Source organism: Brucella sp. NBRC 113783 (assembly GCF_040372265.1).
GTDB classification, from domain to species: Bacteria; Pseudomonadota; Alphaproteobacteria; order Rhizobiales; family Rhizobiaceae; genus Brucella; species Brucella teleogrylli.
The window spans coordinates 75,341-93,163 of the sequence record NZ_BAABRX010000002.1 but is presented as its reverse complement, the minus strand read 5'-3'; the positions used below and the strand labels follow the sequence as shown (position 1 = coordinate 93,163).

Here is a 17,823-nt window from a genome sequence, read left to right as displayed (position 1 = left end):
GGGAGACTTTTGGGAGAAATCCCACGCGGCGGTGTCAGTCGAACCCTAACAAAACCTGTATGGCGCAAACCGGTCCAGGGACCGGATTAACGCTCGATCGTACCCGTGCGGCGGATCTTCTTTTGCAGCATAAGAATGCCGTAAAGCAGCGCTTCCGCAGTGGGCGGGCAGCCCGGCACGTAGATATCGACCGGAACCACGCGGTCACAGCCACGAACCACCGAATAGGAATAGTGGTAGTAGCCGCCGCCATTGGCGCAGGAACCCATCGAGATCACATAGCGCGGCTCAGGCATCTGGTCGTAGACCTTGCGCAGAGCGGGCGCCATCTTGTTGGTCAGCGTCCCTGCAACGATCATCACATCGGACTGACGCGGAGACGCGCGCGGTGCGATACCAAAGCGTTCGGCGTCGTAGCGCGGCATGGAAATGTGCATCATTTCCACAGCGCAGCAGGCGAGACCGAAGGTCATCCACATCAGCGAACCAGTGCGCGCCCAGGTGATCAGAGCGTCAGCAGATGTGACGATGAAGCCCTTATCGGACAGTTCGCTGTTCAGATCGTTGAAGAAAGCATCGTCGGAACCGACAGGCTTGCCCGTGCGCGGGTCAAGAATGCCTTTCGGCTGCGGAGCCACGAGTGTGGTGTTGGCTGTGGTCAATCCCATTCCAGCGCTCCCTTCTTCCATTCATAGATGAAGCCGATGGTCAGGACGCCAAGGAACAGCATCATCGATGCAAAGCCGAACCAGCCGATGGAACCGAAGGACACAGCCCACGGAAACAGAAAGGCGACTTCAAGATCGAAGATGATGAAGAGAATCGACACGAGATAGAAACGGATGTCGAATTTCATACGGGCGTCATCGAAGGCATTGAAGCCGCACTCGTAAGCTGAAAGCTTTTCCGGGTCTGGCTGTCTATATGCGACGAGGAACGGCGCAACCAGAAGGGCTACACCGATTACCATTGCGATGCCGAGAAAGATGACAATCGGCAAATAGGAACTCAAAAGCTCGTTCATGATCCTTTATCCGGCTTGAATACGAGGCTGCGCCGCCTGTCATAAGCTTTTTGAAGCCCACGACCATGCGACACATTGCATCTATTGCATCCTCGTCGCCCCAAGCAGCTTCAAAAGGCATGCCGTGCGAACTAAGCGCTTTCGCGGGGACGGTTAGCGCAGCCCGCGTTGAAGCGCAACCCCTCCAGCGCCTTCAGGTGGGCATAGTCGGGTCGAGATGCTTAATAAGGCATGACCTCGGGCCCGAATAACCCGGCTGAAACTCGTTCTGCCCCCGTCCTGGCACAGTAAGATCATAATTTTGTGAGGCACTGTCTCATGATGCCTTCCCGCTGACAACAGCAAAGAGAATCAACGGCATTATTAATAAAGTACGTTTGCGAACCATTTCGAACGCTTCGTCAGGCGGGAGAAATGCGAGCGCGCCCATGCGATCCATCCCGCTCCCCGCCTCCCGCGAATACACCCGCGCTCTGCTGCACGCAAATTTCTTTCGCGCAAGCCGCAATATGGAGAATGGAACCAGCTCCGCACTGTCTCAGCACGCCAAGCCATGCCTTCAGATCGGCAGAGCAGACTTTATCATAAGGACATTGCTTGGAATCGGAACGAAGGGAGGTCACACATGCAAGATTTTCTGCTCGCTGGCGGCGACCTTCTCGTGATCGGCGTGATCGTTCTCTCGGTCGCCTATCTCTCCTGGAAGCAATTCTCCCGATAAAAGAGACTGGCTCGCACAAACCGGCGGACGAACAAATTCGTCTAAACAGTTTTGGCGATCATTTATAAGGAAAGTTCGAGAAATGGCGTGGAGCGCCACTTTCAGTTCAACAGTGCATCTGATTGTGTTGAAGGAAAGTGGCGCGAGTGACGGGGCTCGAACCCGCGACCTCCGGCGTGACAGGCCGGCACTCTAACCAACTGAGCTACACCCGCGCATTTTTCTAAAGCCCGTAGGCTTCGGTCACCACCGGCGTTTCCGTCGGTGTGAGCGGTCGTTTAAGGGGTTCGCGAACAAGTGTCAAGCGCATGTTTGGAGAAGAATTGCGATATTCTGCAATTCATTCACAAGCTTTGCAAAACACCCCGAAAACAGGCCCACGGCGCAGCAGCACACAAATGCTTGCACGACATGAAATACAAAAAAAGGGAAACAAATGAGGAGGCGTGGAGCGCCACTTTCAGTTCAACAGTGCATTTGATTGTGTTGAAGGAAAGTGGCGCGAGTGACGGGGCTCGAACCCGCGACCTCCGGCGTGACAGGCCGGCACTCTAACCAACTGAGCTACACCCGCGCATTTTTCTAAAGCCCGTAGGCTTCGGTCACCACCGGCGTTTCCGTCGGTGTGAGCGGTCGTTTAAGGGGTTCGCGAACAAGTGTCAAGCAAGTGCTGGGAAGAAAGCAAAAGAATTTTTGCCTTTCTGTGAAAAGGCTGGTTTTCCCGGCTTTTTCAAAGACATCCTGTTATCCACACCACACTGACCGCCGCAACAATGACGGCGACCAGCGCGATGAATCACCTGCTGCTTCGGATATTCGCCCTCTCACCCGAACTTGTGATTCAAAATCCCGCATAGCGGGACATTACGAAGAATGTAACTGTGGTGTTACGCGACAATTCTCTCTATTCCATGTATCCATGCCTCCCCGATCCTTTTAGCCGCCAAGGCGTGCAGAAAACGGATCGGTATAATATGAAGATCGCGCCGCGATAGACTGACTTGCTGCAAGAGCAGATGGAAAGGAATTGAGATGAGCTGGACACCCCATGGACAACACCTGATAGCTGGCGAGTGGGTTGCGGGGGAGACGACTTTTGCCTCGACACCGGCGACGGGTCCATCACATGAATTCGCAGTCGGTACGCCCGATCTGGTGGCGCGCGCCTGCGAAGCGGCAGAAGATGCTTTCTGGACTTATGGTTATACAAGCCGCGAAGAACGCGCCCTGTTCCTCGAAGCCATTGCCGACGAAATCGAAGCGCGCGCTGCCGCCATTACTGAAATCGGCACGCAGGAAACCGGCCTGCCGGCGGGTCGCCTTGAGGGCGAGCGTGGACGCACCACCGGCCAGCTGCGCCTTTTCGCCAGCCATATTCGCAAGGCTGACTACCTCGACCGTCGCGTGGACGAAGCCCTGCCCGATCGCAAGCCCGCACCCCGTCCGGAAATCCGCCTGATGCAGCGCCCGATCGGCCCAGTTGCCGTTTTCGGCGCATCCAACTTTCCGCTCGCTTTCTCGACCGCTGGCGGCGACACCGCAGCCGCCCTTGCCGCAGGCTGCCCGGTGGTCGTGAAAGGCCACTCCGCGCATCCCGGAACCGGCGAAATCGTCGCTGACGCCATTCAGGCCGCCATCGCCAAGACCGGCGTGCCGAAGGGCGTGTTCAGCCTCATTCAAGGTGGCGACCGCAAGGTCGGCGAAGCGCTGGTCACGCATCCGCTGATCAAGGCCGTCGGCTTTACCGGTTCGTTGGGCGGTGGCCGCGCTTTGTTCAATCTGTGCGCCCAGCGCCCGGAACCGATTCCTTTCTTCGGCGAGCTTGGCTCGGTCAATCCGATGTTCTTGCTGCCGGAAGCCATGAAGACCCGCGCGACGTCGCTCGGCGAAGGTTGGGCTGGCTCGCTGACCATGGGCGCCGGTCAGTTCTGCACCAATCCGGGCATTGCCGTGGTGATCGACGGTTCGGACGCCGACAGCTTCGTGCAGTCAACCCGCAGCGCTCTGGAAAAGGTCGCGCCGCAGGTCATGCTGACGGATGGAATCGCCAAGGCTTATCAGGACGGCAAGGCGCATTTCGACAGCCGCAACTCGGTCAAGCCGGTGCTGACCACCGAAAGCAAGGGCCGCGAAGCTTCGCCCAATCTCTATGAGACCACCGGCGACGCCTTCCTCGGCGATCACACCATCGGTGAAGAAGTGTTCGGCCCGCTCGGCGTTGTCGTTCGCGTCAAGTCGGTCGATGACATGGTGCATCTGGCAAAAGGTTTTGAAGGCCAGCTGACGGCAACCTTGCACATGGACAAGGACGATGCCGCCGCAGCGCGCAAGCTTCTGCCCGTTCTGGAACGCAAGGCCGGACGCGTTCTGGCCAACGGTTTCCCAACCGGCGTGGAAGTGGTCGATTCGATGGTTCATGGTGGCCCCTACCCGGCCAGCACCAATTTCGGTGCAACCAGCGTCGGAACCATGTCCATCCGTCGCTTCCTGCGCCCTGTCAGCTATCAGAACATCCCAGCCGATGTGCTGCCTGCTGACCTTGCGTAAATGAACAGATGAGACGCAGATCAAAGTCTCAAAGAGCTTTGGTCTGCGTCTCATCATTACGGCGTGCAGCGGCGACGGTCTCAAAAGTCCAAGTCAGTTTCCATGGACGGATTCCTCAAGGCGCGCACGTTCGCGCAAGCGAAAGCTGCGGGGCGTTTCGCCTGTGAAATTCTGGAAGAAACGCGAGAAATAGGCCGGGTCCGCAAAGCCCAGCGAATAAGCAATATGCTGGACTGACGACGGCATGGCGATCAGATCGTGCTTGGCCACCTCGATCAGCTTATGCGCAATCATATGTTGTGTCGTCTCGCCGGTGAGCCGCCGCACCAGCCGGTTGAGATGGGTTGGCGACAGGCCGAGCTGATCAGCATAAAACGCCACCGGGCGATGCTCGCGAAAATGCCGTTCGATTAGTTCCAGAAATTTTTCCACGCGCACATCGCTATAGTCAGGGTGTCCGGCCTCATCAAGCGACCCACTCAATCCATGACGTGACACCAGCACAATCATCGTCTTGAGCATGGACTCCAATATGCTGTTTTTATATGGCTTTCTGGAATAGAACTCGACCTGTATCCGATTGACGGTCGCGGCTGCCAGTTCACGATCCTCCAGCGCGGCATCTTCCATCGCCACAAGTCTCGGCTCATTCAACCAGGCTCCGAACGCCCCACCGCGGCGGTCGCCGACAAAGGGCATCTGCGGGCGCAATATCGTGATGATGTGCCCATTGATATCGCGTGAGAACGAAAACCCATGGTTGAATCCGGGCGGCACAAGAATAGCGCATGGCGTGCGAAAACTGTGAATCACGCCGTTGAAACTAGCATTGCCTGCGCCATCCTGAATGTATAGGAATTGAAAGAAATTCTCGTGACGATGCAGCGATATTTCAAACTGATACAGGCTGGATCTGGAATAAAGCGTCTCACAATGTAGCCAGAAATCAGGCTTTTTATCGGTCCCTTCCCCATAGAGTTCATAGGTTGGAACATCGACGCGCATCATTCTCTCCTGCAGATTGTGTTGGATTTGTACAATTAATTGCAGCAAGAATCCATTGCCAGTTTGCAACGATTCCAAAAAATAAGGGGCATCGTTGCGTTGGGAGGAAATCATGCGCACTAAAGTCGCCATTATTGGTTCGGGTCCGTCCGGCTTGTTGCTCGGACAACTCTTGACGCGCGCCGGTATCGACAATGTCATTCTCGACCGCGCCAGCGAAAATTATATTCTGGGCCGCGTACGCGCCGGGGTGCTCGAAGAAGGCACCGTTCGCCTGATGGAAGAAGCCGGCGCCGCCGAGCGCCTGCACCGCGAAGGCCTGCCGCATGACGGCTTTTCGCTTGCTTTCGACGGTCGTGATCACCGCATCGATCTTCACGCCCTCACCGGCAAGCGCGTGACCGTCTATGGTCAGACGGAACTGACGCAAGACTTGATGGATGAGCGGCACAAATCCGGCACTGTCGGCATTTATGAAGCCGCGAATGTTACGCCGCATGATTTTGACGGCGCATCGCCTTACGTCACCTACGAAAAAGATGGCGTCACGCACCGGATCGATTGCGACTTCATCGCCGGTTGTGATGGCTATCACGGCATCAGCCGCAAATCGGTGCCCGAAAAGGCCATCACCAATTTCGAAAAGGTCTATCCTTTCGGATGGCTTGGCGTTCTGGCGGATATTCCGCCGGTCGATCACGAACTTATCTACGCCAATCACGAACGCGGTTTCGCGCTGTGCTCAATGCGGTCGGAAACCCGCAGCCGCTATTATCTGCAGTGCTCGCTGGACGAAAAGATCGAGGATTGGAGCGACGACCGCTTCTATGACGAATTGCGCCGTCGTCTGCCCGTGAACCATGCGGAAGCTCTGGTGACAGGCCCCTCTTTCGAAAAGTCGATAGCGCCGCTTCGCTCCTTCGTTGCCGAGCCGATGCGTTTCGGAAAACTGTTCCTCGTCGGCGATGCCGCCCATATCGTTCCGCCGACCGGCGCGAAGGGCCTCAATCTGGCGGCCAGCGATGTCCACTATCTTTTTGAGGGCTTGCGCGAGTTCTATCTCGAAAATTCTGCAGCGGGCGTGGATGCCTATTCGGCCAAAGCACTGGCGCGCATTTGGAAAGCGGAGCGCTTTTCCTGGTCGATGACGAAAATGCTGCATCGCTTTCCTGACATGGAAGCTTTCGATCAGAAGGTTCAGGAGGCGGAGCTTGACTATATCAGCCATTCTCACGCGGCATCGACCGCGCTGGCGGAAAACTATGTAGGATTGCCGTTCTAAACATAAGCAATCACACATACGGCGCGCTGCTTTGTACTTAAGTGGCGCGCCATCGTGCCGATCGGTGCGCGTCGGGCTTGAATGCGAGGAAATATCGGACTTAAATCCTCGAAAGAAAGTCTGTGCGCAGCGGTGTTGAATCATTTCTTATTTGGACGCAAACATAACCATTGAGTTATGATTTCGACAGACAATATCATTTTACATAAACAGTCAGATCGACATTCTAGAGCGCAACCCGAAAAGTGTGGAGACGGTTTTCGGAAAGATGCGCGTTAGGCAAAAGTTGGGACGCGCCGATCTAATGCAAACAGATCGAAACGCGCTCTAAAATAGGACATTCCATGCGATACTGAGACGGTCAGGCGCAGGAATGTTGGGCAACCGGGAGGAAGTTATGAAGAAAATTGCACTCACCGCGCTGGCGGTATTGTCGCTCACCGCATCCGCGGCTTATGCCGATGTGGTCAAGGTTGGCGTTATCGGTCCGTTTTCGGGACCGTTTGCCATTCAGGGCAAGAATTTCAAGGCCGGTATCGACGCCTATATGGCCGAACACGGCAACAAGGTCGGCGAAGACACGGTGGAAGTCGTTTATCGCGATGTACCGCAGGCCGATCCCGCGCAGTCCAAGGCACTGGCGCAGGAACTCGTCGTCAAGGAAGGCGTGCAATATCTGGCAGGCTTCTATTTCACGCCTGACGCCATGGCCGTCACGCCGATCTTGAAGCAGGGCAATGTGCCGATGGTGGTGATGAATGCCGCCACGTCCGCAATCGTGACCAAGAGCCCCTATGTGGTGCGCACATCGTTCACGACCTGGCAGACCTCAACCCCTATTGCCAAAGTGGCAATCGACAAGGGCGTGAAGAAGGTCATCTCGGTGGTGAGCGATTACGGTCCGGGCGTCGATGCGGAAAATGCTTTCAAAGCCGCTTTTACGGAAGCTGGCGGTGAAGTGGTGGAAGCCATCCGCATGCCGCTTGCCACCAATGATTTCAGCCCGATCATGCAGCGCATCAAGGATTCCGGTGCGCAAGGCGTTTTCGCCTTTCTACCGTCCGGTCCCACCACGCTCGGTTTCATGAAAGCCTATGTCGATAACGGCCTCAAGAAAGACGGCGTACAGCTTTTTGCGCCGGGCGACCTGACGCAGGAATCCGATCTTCCCGCCCTTGGCGAAACGGCGCTTGGCGTGCTGACGACCTTCCATTATGCGATTTCGCACGATTCTCCGGAAAACAAGAAGTTCGTCGAAGAAGCGGGCAAGGCCATCGGCAACCCAGCTGAATTGTCCTTCCCGTCTGTCAGCGCCTATGACGGCATGCATGTCATCTACAAGATGATCGAAGCAACCGGCGGCAAGAAGGATGCGGAAAAGGCTGTGGAAGCCGTCAAGGGCATGGAATGGATCAGCCCGCGCGGCCCGGTTTCCATCGATCCGGAAAGCCGTCACCTGACGCAGAATATCTATCTGCGTGAAGTCGCCAAGGCGGAAGACGGCACCTATTACAACAAGGAAATCCAGACCTTCGAAAAGCAGGGCGATCCGGGCCTCAAGGCCAAGTAATTCACCTGCTTCACGGTTCATCCCGCCTTATATTCCAAGGGATATGAGGCACTTGCGCTCCCGGAACGTTCCGGGAGCGACTTTCTCTCCGCCTCCGGCCAGAGAATCGATCTAGAGCGTTCCGGCTAGAACGGAATCATGGAACCGCTCTATCTCTTTGTTTTACGCATTATCCTACGCAAAACCGCTATGCACTTTTGCCGGAAATGCTCCAATAGGATTACTCAATGCAGACTGTGCTCAGCATTGCTGTCGATGCCCTCGCCTATGGCATGGTGCTTTTCGTCATCTCTATCGGCCTTTCGGTCACCATGGGCCTGATGCGCGTCGTCAATCTGGCGCATGGCGCCTTCGCTATGATCGGCGGCTATTTCGCGTCTTACGCCGCGCATCAGCTTGGCCTCAATTACGGTTTTGCCATCATCATTGCCGTTATCGGCACGATGATTATCGCTGTTCCGGTGGAGCGCCTGCTCTATCGCCGCATCTATGGCGCACCGGAGCTGACGCAGGTTCTCATGACCATCGGCATCACATTCTGCATCATCGGTCTGACAAACTATATTTTCGGCCCGACGCTGAAGACCATCCCACTGCCGGAAATGCTTCGCGGCTCGATTGATCTCGGCTTCCGCGCCATCGCCAAGCATCGCGCCTTCGCCATCGGCTGCGGCCTCGCTGTTGCAGTCGGCCTCTGGTACATCGTTGAACGCACCGCATTCGGCGTCAAACTTCGCGCTGCTGTCGATAATGCGAATATGGCTGCCGCGCTCGGCGTTCGGACCGAAATCGTCTATGCGATCAGCTTTGCGCTCGCCATCGGCCTTGCCGCGTTCGGCGGTGTCGTCGGTGCAGAACTGCTGCCGGTCGAGCCCTACTACGCGCTGCGCTATATGGTGACGTTTCTCGTGGTCGTTTCCGTCGGCGGCGCTGGCTCCATCCCGGGCGCTCTTATCGCCTGCCTGCTGCTCGGCGCTATCGACACGACGGGACGCTATCTCGCGCCAGAATATGGCGAATTCTTCTTCTATCTGGCGGTGATCGTGATCGTTACCCTGTTTCCACGCGGCCTTGCCGGAAGGTTGGCCAAGAAATGACCGACATGTCGCAAACTCTCCCCCAAAACCGCAATTCCTATGCGGGCCTGATTGGCGTCATCGCCATCATCGTGGCCAGCATCGTCGGCTGGTTCCTGTTTCCCGATAATCTGGCGCTTCTGACGCGCATCATCGCGATTGCGCTTCTCGTGCTCTCGCTCGATCTCGTCACTGGCTATTGCGGCATCGCAACGCTCGGCCATGCAGCCTTGTTCGGCGCTGGCGCTTACGGCGCGGGCATTGCCGCAGCGCATTTCGGCGTGACCGACCCGCTGCTCATGACGCTGATCGGCCTCGCCGCCGGTGCCGTCACCGGACTGGTTTCCGGCTTCGTCATCTTGCGTGCCCATGGATTGGCGCAGCTCGTATTGTCGATTGCCGTGGTGCATCTTTTCCATGAAGCGGCCAACAAGGCATCCAACTGGACCGGCGGCAGCGATGGCCTGAGCGGCATTTCGCCCGATCCGATCTTCGGCATGTTCGAATTCGATCTTTATGGACAGACCGCCTATATTTTCGGTGTCATCCTGCTGGTCGCGTCGTTCATTTTCCTGCGCTATGTCGTGCGTTCGCCATTCGGCATGTTGTGCCGGGGCGTGAAGGAAGACCCGATCCGCATTCATGCCATGGGCGCATCGGTTCATTCGGCGCAGCTTCGCATGTATGTCATTTCCGGCGCCATTGCCGGTGTTGGCGGCGCGTTGAACGCCATTTCCACGCAGGTCGTGGGTCTCGACAGCCTCAGCTTCACCATGTCGGCGGAAGCGCTCGTCATGCTGGTTCTGGGCGGCACGGGCACATTGTTCGGCGGCCTCATCGGCACCGTCGTCTTCATGTGGTTCGAAGATCTGGTTTCTGCCGCCAATCCGTTCCATTGGCTTACCATGGTTGGCGCATTGCTGATCCTCGTGGTGCTGTTCGCCCCGCGTGGCCTTTATGGCACCGCTGTCCATTATTTCGAGAAGCGGAAGGCGCGCAACCCATGAGCACCGTGTTTGAAGTATCGAAGCTGCGCAAGAATTTTGGTGGCCTTGCCGTCACGAACGACGTCTCGCTCAGCATGGCAAAGGGCGACCGCGTTGCCCTGATCGGCCCGAATGGCGCAGGCAAGACCACATTCGTCAATCTTGTGACCGGGAACCTTCCCGCCACATCCGGCACGGTGACGCTGGACGGCGAAAATGTCTCGAAGTTCAATGCCATGCAGCGCGTGCGCCGCGGGCTGGTGCGTTCGTTCCAGGTTACTCGCCTCTTCTTCGACATGACGCCGGAAGAACATGTCGCGCTCGCCGTTTTGCAGCGCGAAGGCAAAACGGGCCGCATTCTCGGCGACTACCATAAAATGCCGGCCGTGATGGATGAGGTGCGCGATATTCTCGACACGCTCGGGCTGCTGCCGCTCAGTCAGCTGCGCGTCAGCCAGATCGCTTATGGCCAGCAACGACTGCTGGAGATCGCGCTGGCACTGGCGCTACGTCCAAAGGTGCTGTTGCTGGACGAACCCGCCGCCGGTGTGCCGCAAAGCGATACGGGCCGTATCGAAGAAGCGCTCGACCGCCTCCCCGCCGATCTTGCTGTTCTCATGATCGAGCACGACATGGATCTGGTTTTCCGCTTTGCAAAACGCGTTATCGTTCTGGCCGCTGGAACCGTGATTTTCGACGGACTGCCGCAAGATGTCGTGCAGGATACCCGCGTCCGTGAAGCCTATCTGGGGAGCTATGCGCAATGAGTGCAGCCTCGCTTGAAATCCGCAATCTTTCCTCCGGCTATGGTCCTACGCGGGTCATTGAAGATGTGTCGTTCAAAGCCGAACCCGGCTCTCGGCTGGCCATATTGGGGCGCAACGGCGTCGGCAAGACCAGCCTCTTTGCGACCATCGCCGGACAAACCCGGCGCTATGGCGGCGAAATCCTGCTCGGCGGCCAGAATATCGCGACACTGCCGTCAGCTGCCCGTGCGCTTGCCGGTCTTGGCTATGTGCCGCAGACACGCGATGTGTTCCCCACGCTGACGGTGGAAGAAAACCTGTTCGTCGGCTTGAAAAAACGACCAAAGGACGCGCTCGAAGAAGCCTATGCCATGTTCCCTCGCCTCAAGGAGCGGCGGCGCAATCTGGGTTCGCAGCTTTCCGGCGGGGAGCAGCAGATGCTTTCAACGGCACGCAGCATTCTCGGCAAGCCAACGGTGCTGCTGCTGGACGAGCCGCTTGAAGGCCTCGCGCCGGTCATTTGCGAAGAGCTGATGGCAGCATTCTCGACACTGGCGCAAAAAGGCGACATGACAATCCTGCTCGTCGAACAACGGATCCAGAGCGCGCTAGACTTCGCCGATCACGTCATCATTCTGGAGCGTGGCCGCATTGCATGGTCTGGCACGTCCGAACAATTGGCGTCAGATCATCACGCAGTTGAAGAACACCTGGGCGTCGGTGGCTTGCATTGATCGAGCGCCGCTAGAACCATCACAGTTATAAGAGGTTATGGCGGGCATTGTCCCGCCATAGTCGTTTTAGCGGCGTGGCGCACTAAACGTGACAAACAGACAGCCAGATGAGGCTGTGCTTACAATGCATATATTTTAAAGGAGATAAATGGTGGGCGATGAGAGACTCGAACTCCCGACATCTTCGGTGTAAACGAAGCGCTCTACCAACTGAGCTAATCGCCCGACTGATTTGTCAGTCGCGTGAGAGCCGTTTAGGCAATTCGTGCGACAAGCGCAAGAGCAAATTTTGGCAATTCGCACAGTTTCGACCATTTTTCCAAAATGAACAAATTCGATGCGCCATGAACACCCCAAACTATCGGCAGCTGAGCGGACGGTAGAGTTGTTTTCAAGGGGATCGGGCTGGCGCTGCTAATGCCACGTAAGATAGGGCATTCGATAAAAGCACAGCTGCCGTTGGCTTCTCACGCACAAATATGACGCGGATTTAAAAATCAGAAGAAACTAATTCTATTTTATCACATTTCACTAATTAATCTTTCTTGAATTTTCCCCGTGGGGAAAATCGCATTATCTCACAATGTATTTGGAACATGGAGAAGAATTATAATGCGTAATGTCATTCGCGTTTCTTTGACCGGCCTCTTTCTCGGTGCAAATCTCACAGCAGCCCTCGCGCAGGCGACGCCAGAGCAGATGGAAATGGCCTATAGTGCAGCCCGCAATCAGCTCGGCGTGCTGACCTATTGCAAGGACAAGGGCTATACCGACGATGCAGCCATCGAAATCCAGAACAAAATGCTTGGCTTGATCCCTCCTCCCGCCGATACGTCGAAGGCCGAAGCTGCCGAAGAAACCGGCAAGCAGGGCAAGGTTTCCGTCATGGGTATGGAACAGGATCTGGCCACCAGCGCGAAGGCGCAGAATGTTTCGGAAGAAAAATTGTGCCAGACCATGGCAGACGCTGTGAAGCAGGCCGGTGCGCAGCTCCCAAAGTAAGCGCCGCTGGATAAGCGAAAAGAACCCCGCGCAGGCGGGGTTTTGTTTTTTTGGCCTTGTGCGTCGGAAACGATCGTTCAGCCCCAATGCTTGGGTATATTTCAGCAATTTATTAATCATACAAAGCGCTTATCTTCTGTTTACCATGCAACTTAAGAGCGCAAAAAGAATTGCCCGTGTAATTTGGCCCCAGGTCAAGACGACCAGCTAATAAAAGCAGAGTCTCAGGAGCAACACATGTCCAAGCTTTTCTCGCGTTTTCGCAAAAATGAATCCGGCGCAACCGCTATCGAATACGGCCTCATCGCCGCTCTAATTGCAGTCGTCATCATCGGCGCGACACAGCTACTCGGAACGAGTATTCGTGATCAGTTTGGTGAAATTTCGACCGCCATCACCAACGCAGGCAACTAAACAGCCACGCTGAAAAAATCAAAAAGCCGTCTTTCGGGGCGGCTTTTTGATTCAGTCTATGCAATATTCCTTCATGCAATTCACTCATCGCATGGTCCCATTTCTACAGCTATCACACCGTAATCTTTAGTGATTTTGCCGTTCCACGCCGGTTCTGCATAATCCTGGTTGAAAGAATGTTTGCCAGATGCTGCAACATTCAGCGATGCACAGCGTTTGAGCTTTGAAGGAGCGAAGGCCATGTCATTAAAATCACTTCTGATCGCCGTTGGCATAGGCATATCGGGACTGACGCTCAGCGGATGCGTGTCCGAAGGCTATTACGGAAGCGGTGGCGGCTATTACGACCCTTACTATGTGCAGGGCAGCTATATCGGCACCGGCGTTGTCTATGATAGCGGACGCTATTATCGCAATTACCCGCGTTATTATCGGGATTCTCGCTATCGCGATTACCGTTATCGTGATCGGGATCGTCGCCCGAACTACAACAGACCAGACCGTCCGCGCCCGCCGCAAGGTGAGCGTCCGCGTCCACCGCAGGCCGAGCGGCCATCTCAGCCACGCCCGGAAGCAAGACCTTCGGGCAGCAACCGGCCCCGCGCCTATATCAGGTCGCGAGGCAATGAGCCGCGGTAAGTCGAGAATCAAAAAGGCTGCGAAATTCGCAGCCTTTTCTTTGTCAGAGCTTGATCACATATTCCTTACGGGTGGTTTCCAGCACGTCCCAGCTGCCCTTGAAGCCGGGGCGAATGACAAAACTGTCGCCCGCCTTGACTTCACGGCTCGATCCGCCCTCCTCGCTCACAATCGAGCGACCGGAGAGAATGTGACAGAACTCCCATTCGTCATATTCGATCCGCCATTTTCCGGGCGTGCTTTCCCATATGCCGGCAAAGAGCGTGCCTTCGGCATTTTCTTCCAGATTCCATGTCCGGAATTTTGGATCGCCGGAAAGAACGCGCTCCGGCAGCGGAGCGCCCTCTTCCGGTTCAATGCCGGTCAGGTCGAAGTCGAGAAACCGGCTCATCCGGTCAGACCTTGGCAAGAGCCTGTTCGATATCCGCTATGATATCGTCGGCATCCTCGATGCCGATAGACAGGCGCACGACATCCGGACCAGCGCCGGCCGCCACTTTCTGCTCGTCGCTCAGCTGCCGATGTGTGGTCGAGGCCGGATGAATCACGAGCGAACGCGTGTCGCCGATATTGGCGAGCAGCGAGAACAGCTCCAGGCTATCCACGAATTTCACGCCTGCATCATAGCCGCCCTTGAGACCGAAGGTGAAAACCGAGCCTGCGCCCTTCGGCGAATATTTCTGCTGAAGCGCATGATATTTGTCATGTGGCAGACCAGCATAGTTCACCCACGATACCTTCTCGTGACCATGCAGCCAGGAGGCAACCTTCTGCGCATTGTCGCAATGGCGCTGCATGCGCAACGGCAGAGTTTCCACACCGGTTAGAATCTGGAAGGCGTTGAATGGCGAAATCGCCGGGCCGAAATCGCGGAGACCCAGCACGCGGGCAGCGATGGCAAAGGAGATGTTGCCGAAGGTCTTGTGCAGTTCCAGACCGGCATAATCCGGACGCGGTTCGGTCAGAAGCGGATAATTGCCCGACTTCGCCCAGTCGAAGGTTCCGCCGTCGATGAGGATGCCGCCCATGGAATTACCATGGCCGCCAATGAACTTGGTCAGCGAATGCACGACAATATCTGCGCCGTGTTCGATCGGGCGCACGAGATAGGGCGAAGCAAGCGTATTGTCTACGATCAAAGGCAGGCCATGCTTGTGGGCGATTTCGGCAATCGCTTCGATATCCACGACTATACCGCCCGGATTGGCGAAGCTTTCAATGAAGATTGCGCGCGTCTTGCCATCGATCTGCTTGGCAAAGTCGGTCGGATTGCTGGCATCGGCCCAACGCACCTGCCAGCCGAAGGATTTAAACGACTGGCCGAACTGGTTGATCGAGCCGCCATAAAGCTGGCGCGCAGCGACGAAATTATCGCCCGGCTGCAACAGCGTATGGAAAACGAGCAGCTGCGCAGCATGCCCCGATGCCGTCGCGACAGCTGCGGTGCCGCCTTCAAGCGCTGCGATGCGCTCTTCCAGCACCGCCGTCGTCGGATTGGTAATACGTGTATAAATATTGCCGAACGCCTGTAGCCCGAACAGGGAGGCCGCATGATCCGCATCTTCGAACACGAAGGACGTCGTCTGATAGATTGGCGTTGCACGCGCGCCAGTTGTCGGATCAGGCTTCGCGCCTGCGTGAACGGCCAGTGTTTCTATGCCGGGTGAGCGTTTGGACATCTATTCCTCCTGATAACGAATGCCACTCTTTGAGAGCGGACGTTAGGCTCTGCCAAAAAGAAAGCAAAGGAGGAATTTTTCGACTGATATCAAAGCGCGGAATTTTATTCCCGCTTCATACGCTATCCGATCAAGCGCGGGTATTCTATCGCGGGACAACGATCCATGATGACGGTCAGCCCTGCGTCTTCGGCACGCTTGCCAGCTTCTTCATGAACAACGCCGAGCTGCGTCCACAAAACGGATGGACGCTGCTTCATGGCGAGGATTTCATCCACAATACCCGGCAGCGAATAAGGCTCACGAAACACATCGACCATGTCGACCTGCTCTTCAATATCGGCCAGACGCGCCACGACGCGCTGGCCGTGAATTTCCTTGCCGACCTGCCCCGGATTGACGGGAATGACGCGGTAGCCCTTGGAGAGCAGAAACTCCATCACGCCATTGCTTGGGCGCTCTGGCTTCGGGGAGGCACCAAGAAGCGCAATTGTTTTGACGGATTGGAGAATGTTGCGAATTTGGTCGCCAGACGGATTGTTCATGTTCTTACCTCACCAGTCTCAACTGCGCGACCGTATTTATCGTTCGCCCGACAGGATGCCGCTTGCAACACAAGGGTCCACGCTTCTATTCCTATAAAGATTGGGAGGACTGGATGAATATCAATATGACAAGACACACAAGTCTGGCTCCGGTGATGGATATCGACGAGCTGCGCACTTTCATGAAGCGTGAGTTTCCGCAGCTTGGTACGAGTTTCGAGATTGTTGCGATTGATGAAGGTTCCGCCACGATGCGCCTTCACGCCGACGAGCAACATTTGCGTCCCGGCGGGACGGTTTCCGGCCCTGCGCTATTCGCCCTGGCCGATGTTGCTGCCTATGCGGCTATTCTGGCGCATATCGGCCCGGTCGCGCTTGCGGTGACGACCAATCTCAACATCAATTTCCTGCGCAAGCCCTCACCCGGTGCGGTGGAAGCTGTCGCGCAACTTCTGAAGCTTGGAAAACGCCTCGCCGTCCTCGATATCAGCCTGACCGATGGCGCGACTGGCGAACTGGTTGCTCATGCAACAGCGACTTATTCAATCCCACCGCGTTAAAAGCACCACAAAAACATAGGGTATTATAATACCAAATGAACAAGCCATTGATTTTATTATGCTTTTAAAATCATCGTGCAAATACGGGACTTGACGGCGGGGCAGAGTTTGTGTATCGACCCGCCGGAAGCGCGCGAAACTTAATTTTTGCACGCCCGTTCGGGTTGGATATCACCAACACAAGCAACAAAAAAAGCCCTGATGTTCATATCGGGGATTAGTCTAAGGAAGACTTCAATGGCAACTTTTTCTCAGAAGCCGGCTGAAGTGGTGAAGAAGTGGGTACTGATCGACGCCGAAGGTCTCGTCGTTGGTCGTCTCGCAACTATCGTCGCCAATCGCCTGCGTGGCAAGCACAAAGCAACCTTCACCCCGCATGTTGACGATGGCGACAATGTCATCATCATCAATGCCGACAAGGTTGTTCTGACCGGCAAGAAGTACACCGACAAGGTTTATTACTGGCACACCGGCCATCCGGGCGGCATCAAGGAGCGCACTGCTCGCCAGATTCTCGAAGGCCGTTTCCCGGAACGCGTTCTCGAGAAGGCTATTGAGCGTATGATCCCACGTGGTCCGCTCGGCCGTCGCCAGATGAAGAACCTGCGCGTTTATGCAGGTCCGAACCATCAGCATGAAGCTCAGCAGCCAGAAGTCCTCGACGTCGCAGCGCTGAACCGCAAGAACAAAGGGAATGCATAATCATGGCTGAGCAGCTCAACTCGCTCGAAGAACTCGGCACTGTTGCCAAGACCGAAGCTGCCGCTCCGGTTCACGTCCAGAAGCTGGACGCACAGGGCCGCGCTTATGCCACCGGCAAGCGTAAGGACGCCGTTGCACGCGTTTGGGTCAAGCCGGGTTCCGGCAAGATCACCGTCAACGACAAGGAATTCGAAAAGTATTTCGCACGTCCGGTCCTGCAGATGATCCTCCAGCAGCCGATCATCGCTTCGAACCGCGCTGGCCAGTTCGACATCGTTGCTACCGTTGCCGGTGGCGGCCTGTCCGGTCAGGCTGGTGCCGTTCGTCACGGTATTTCCAAGGCCCTCACCTACTACGAACCGGGCCTGCGCACGGTTCTCAAGAAGGGTGGCTTCCTGACCCGCGACAGCCGCGTCGTCGAACGTAAGAAGTACGGTAAGGCCAAGGCTCGCCGTTCGTTCCAGTTCTCGAAGCGCTAATCCGTTTCAAGGAATATTCCCAAGCGCTCCGGCGCTTGGGACCAAATTTCCAAACGGTGATATTTCCATCGTTCGGATCTACAAAAAAGCGAGCCGCAAGGCTCGCTTTTTT

19 protein-coding genes and 3 tRNA genes are annotated in these 17,823 nt (G+C 56.1%); 13 read left to right on the top strand and 9 right to left on the bottom strand.

The annotated features are described in order from the left end of the window. Positions 1-86: 86 nt before the first annotated feature. The 4 genes from ABWW11_RS05790 to ABWW11_RS05775 form a co-directional block, all read right to left on the bottom strand. Positions 87-668, bottom strand: a complete 582-nt coding sequence (locus ABWW11_RS05790; protein WP_010661172.1) for a NuoB/complex I 20 kDa subunit family protein — start codon at positions 666-668, stop codon at positions 87-89. Continuing rightward, positions 659-1,024, bottom strand: coding sequence for an NADH-quinone oxidoreductase subunit A (locus tag ABWW11_RS05785; protein ID WP_078338422.1), 366 nt, complete (start codon positions 1,022-1,024; stop codon positions 659-661). The genes ABWW11_RS05790 and ABWW11_RS05785 overlap by 10 nt, the downstream gene beginning before the upstream one ends. An 859-nt stretch (positions 1,025-1,883) precedes the next feature. Beyond that, positions 1,884-1,960 (bottom strand) — tRNA-Asp (locus ABWW11_RS05780). Between the two features lie 282 nt (positions 1,961-2,242). Next, positions 2,243-2,319: transfer RNA gene (locus tag ABWW11_RS05775), tRNA-Asp, on the bottom strand. 458 nt (positions 2,320-2,777) lie between these two features. Between ABWW11_RS05775 and ABWW11_RS05770 the strand changes: the two genes are divergently transcribed. Beyond that, a complete protein-coding gene (locus tag ABWW11_RS05770) occupies positions 2,778-4,292 on the top strand; it encodes an aldehyde dehydrogenase (NADP(+)) (RefSeq protein ID WP_171317787.1) in 1,515 nt (504 codons plus the stop codon). A gap of 93 nt (positions 4,293-4,385) precedes the next feature. On the opposite strand, the gene ABWW11_RS05765 is transcribed toward ABWW11_RS05770, so the two are convergent. Beyond that, the gene (locus ABWW11_RS05765; protein WP_319080478.1) at positions 4,386-5,297 is read right to left on the bottom strand and encodes a helix-turn-helix domain-containing protein; all 912 of its coding nucleotides are present in this window, start codon (positions 5,295-5,297) and stop codon (positions 4,386-4,388) included. Between the two features lie 112 nt (positions 5,298-5,409). Here ABWW11_RS05765 and pobA point away from each other — a divergent pair, with 112 nt between their 5' ends. The 6 genes from pobA (at position 5,410) to ABWW11_RS05735 (ending at position 11,691) form a co-directional block, all read left to right on the top strand. Further along, positions 5,410-6,579 carry a 4-hydroxybenzoate 3-monooxygenase gene (pobA, locus tag ABWW11_RS05760; protein WP_124915633.1) on the top strand — a complete coding sequence of 390 codons (1,170 nt, stop codon included), beginning with the start codon at positions 5,410-5,412 and terminating at the stop codon, positions 6,577-6,579. Between the two features lie 397 nt (positions 6,580-6,976). Next, positions 6,977-8,149 (top strand): ABC transporter substrate-binding protein, encoded by a 1,173-nt coding sequence (locus tag ABWW11_RS05755; RefSeq protein ID WP_124915632.1) that lies wholly within the window; start codon positions 6,977-6,979, stop codon positions 8,147-8,149. A gap of 227 nt (positions 8,150-8,376) precedes the next feature. Next, positions 8,377-9,246 (top strand): branched-chain amino acid ABC transporter permease, encoded by an 870-nt coding sequence (locus ABWW11_RS05750; RefSeq protein ID WP_319080447.1) that lies wholly within the window; start codon positions 8,377-8,379, stop codon positions 9,244-9,246. Further along, positions 9,243-10,232 carry a branched-chain amino acid ABC transporter permease gene (locus tag ABWW11_RS05745; protein ID WP_319080448.1) on the top strand — a complete coding sequence of 330 codons (990 nt, stop codon included), beginning with the start codon at positions 9,243-9,245 and terminating at the stop codon, positions 10,230-10,232. Before ABWW11_RS05750 ends, ABWW11_RS05745 begins: the two co-directional genes overlap by 4 nt. Then, positions 10,229-10,978: an ABC transporter ATP-binding protein gene (locus tag ABWW11_RS05740; RefSeq protein WP_171317782.1), complete on the top strand. Its 750-nt coding sequence runs from the start codon at positions 10,229-10,231 to the stop codon at positions 10,976-10,978. Before ABWW11_RS05745 ends, ABWW11_RS05740 begins: the two co-directional genes overlap by 4 nt. Further along, a complete protein-coding gene (locus ABWW11_RS05735; RefSeq protein ID WP_121535793.1) occupies positions 10,975-11,691 on the top strand; it encodes an ABC transporter ATP-binding protein in 717 nt (238 codons plus the stop codon). The genes ABWW11_RS05740 and ABWW11_RS05735 overlap by 4 nt, the downstream gene beginning before the upstream one ends. 149 nt (positions 11,692-11,840) lie before the next feature. Here the strand turns inward: ABWW11_RS05735 and ABWW11_RS05730 are convergent. Then, positions 11,841-11,916, bottom strand: a tRNA-Val gene (locus ABWW11_RS05730). Between the two features lie 387 nt (positions 11,917-12,303). Between ABWW11_RS05730 and ABWW11_RS05725 the strand changes: the two genes are divergently transcribed. The 3 genes from ABWW11_RS05725 to ABWW11_RS05715 all read left to right on the top strand — a co-directional run bounded on the left by ABWW11_RS05725 (position 12,304) and on the right by ABWW11_RS05715 (position 13,746). Continuing rightward, entirely contained in the window at positions 12,304-12,693 is a 390-nt protein-coding gene (locus ABWW11_RS05725; RefSeq protein WP_140024779.1) for a pore-forming ESAT-6 family protein, read from the top strand. 237 nt (positions 12,694-12,930) lie between these two features. Beyond that, positions 12,931-13,107, top strand: coding sequence for a Flp family type IVb pilin (locus ABWW11_RS05720; RefSeq protein ID WP_171317780.1), 177 nt, complete (start codon positions 12,931-12,933; stop codon positions 13,105-13,107). Positions 13,108-13,347: 240 nt separating this feature from the next. Beyond that, positions 13,348-13,746 (top strand): hypothetical protein, encoded by a 399-nt coding sequence (locus tag ABWW11_RS05715; RefSeq protein ID WP_171317779.1) that lies wholly within the window; start codon positions 13,348-13,350, stop codon positions 13,744-13,746. Between the two features lie 43 nt (positions 13,747-13,789). Here ABWW11_RS05715 and ABWW11_RS05710 read toward each other — a convergent pair whose 3' ends face one another. From ABWW11_RS05710 to ABWW11_RS05700, 3 genes are all read right to left on the bottom strand, one after another. Beyond that, complete coding sequence (locus ABWW11_RS05710; protein ID WP_319080449.1) at positions 13,790-14,137, bottom strand: cupin domain-containing protein; 348 nt, start codon at positions 14,135-14,137, stop codon at positions 13,790-13,792. Positions 14,138-14,141: 4 nt separating this feature from the next. Further along, entirely contained in the window at positions 14,142-15,425 is a 1,284-nt protein-coding gene (locus tag ABWW11_RS05705) for an O-acetylhomoserine aminocarboxypropyltransferase (RefSeq protein WP_319080450.1), read from the bottom strand. Positions 15,426-15,547: 122 nt separating this feature from the next. Then, the gene (locus ABWW11_RS05700) at positions 15,548-15,970 is read right to left on the bottom strand and encodes a CoA-binding protein (RefSeq protein ID WP_319080451.1); all 423 of its coding nucleotides are present in this window, start codon (positions 15,968-15,970) and stop codon (positions 15,548-15,550) included. Between the two features lie 113 nt (positions 15,971-16,083). Here ABWW11_RS05700 and ABWW11_RS05695 point away from each other — a divergent pair, with 113 nt between their 5' ends. From ABWW11_RS05695 to rpsI, 3 genes are all read left to right on the top strand, one after another. After that, positions 16,084-16,530, top strand: coding sequence for a PaaI family thioesterase (locus ABWW11_RS05695; RefSeq protein ID WP_109368752.1), 447 nt, complete (start codon positions 16,084-16,086; stop codon positions 16,528-16,530). Between the two features lie 237 nt (positions 16,531-16,767). Then, the gene (rplM, locus tag ABWW11_RS05690; protein ID WP_078340528.1) at positions 16,768-17,232 is read left to right on the top strand and encodes a 50S ribosomal protein L13; all 465 of its coding nucleotides are present in this window, start codon (positions 16,768-16,770) and stop codon (positions 17,230-17,232) included. Between the two features lie 2 nt (positions 17,233-17,234). Further along, positions 17,235-17,711, top strand: coding sequence for a 30S ribosomal protein S9 (gene rpsI, locus ABWW11_RS05685; RefSeq protein WP_078340527.1), 477 nt, complete (start codon positions 17,235-17,237; stop codon positions 17,709-17,711). Positions 17,712-17,823: the final 112 nt, after the last annotated feature.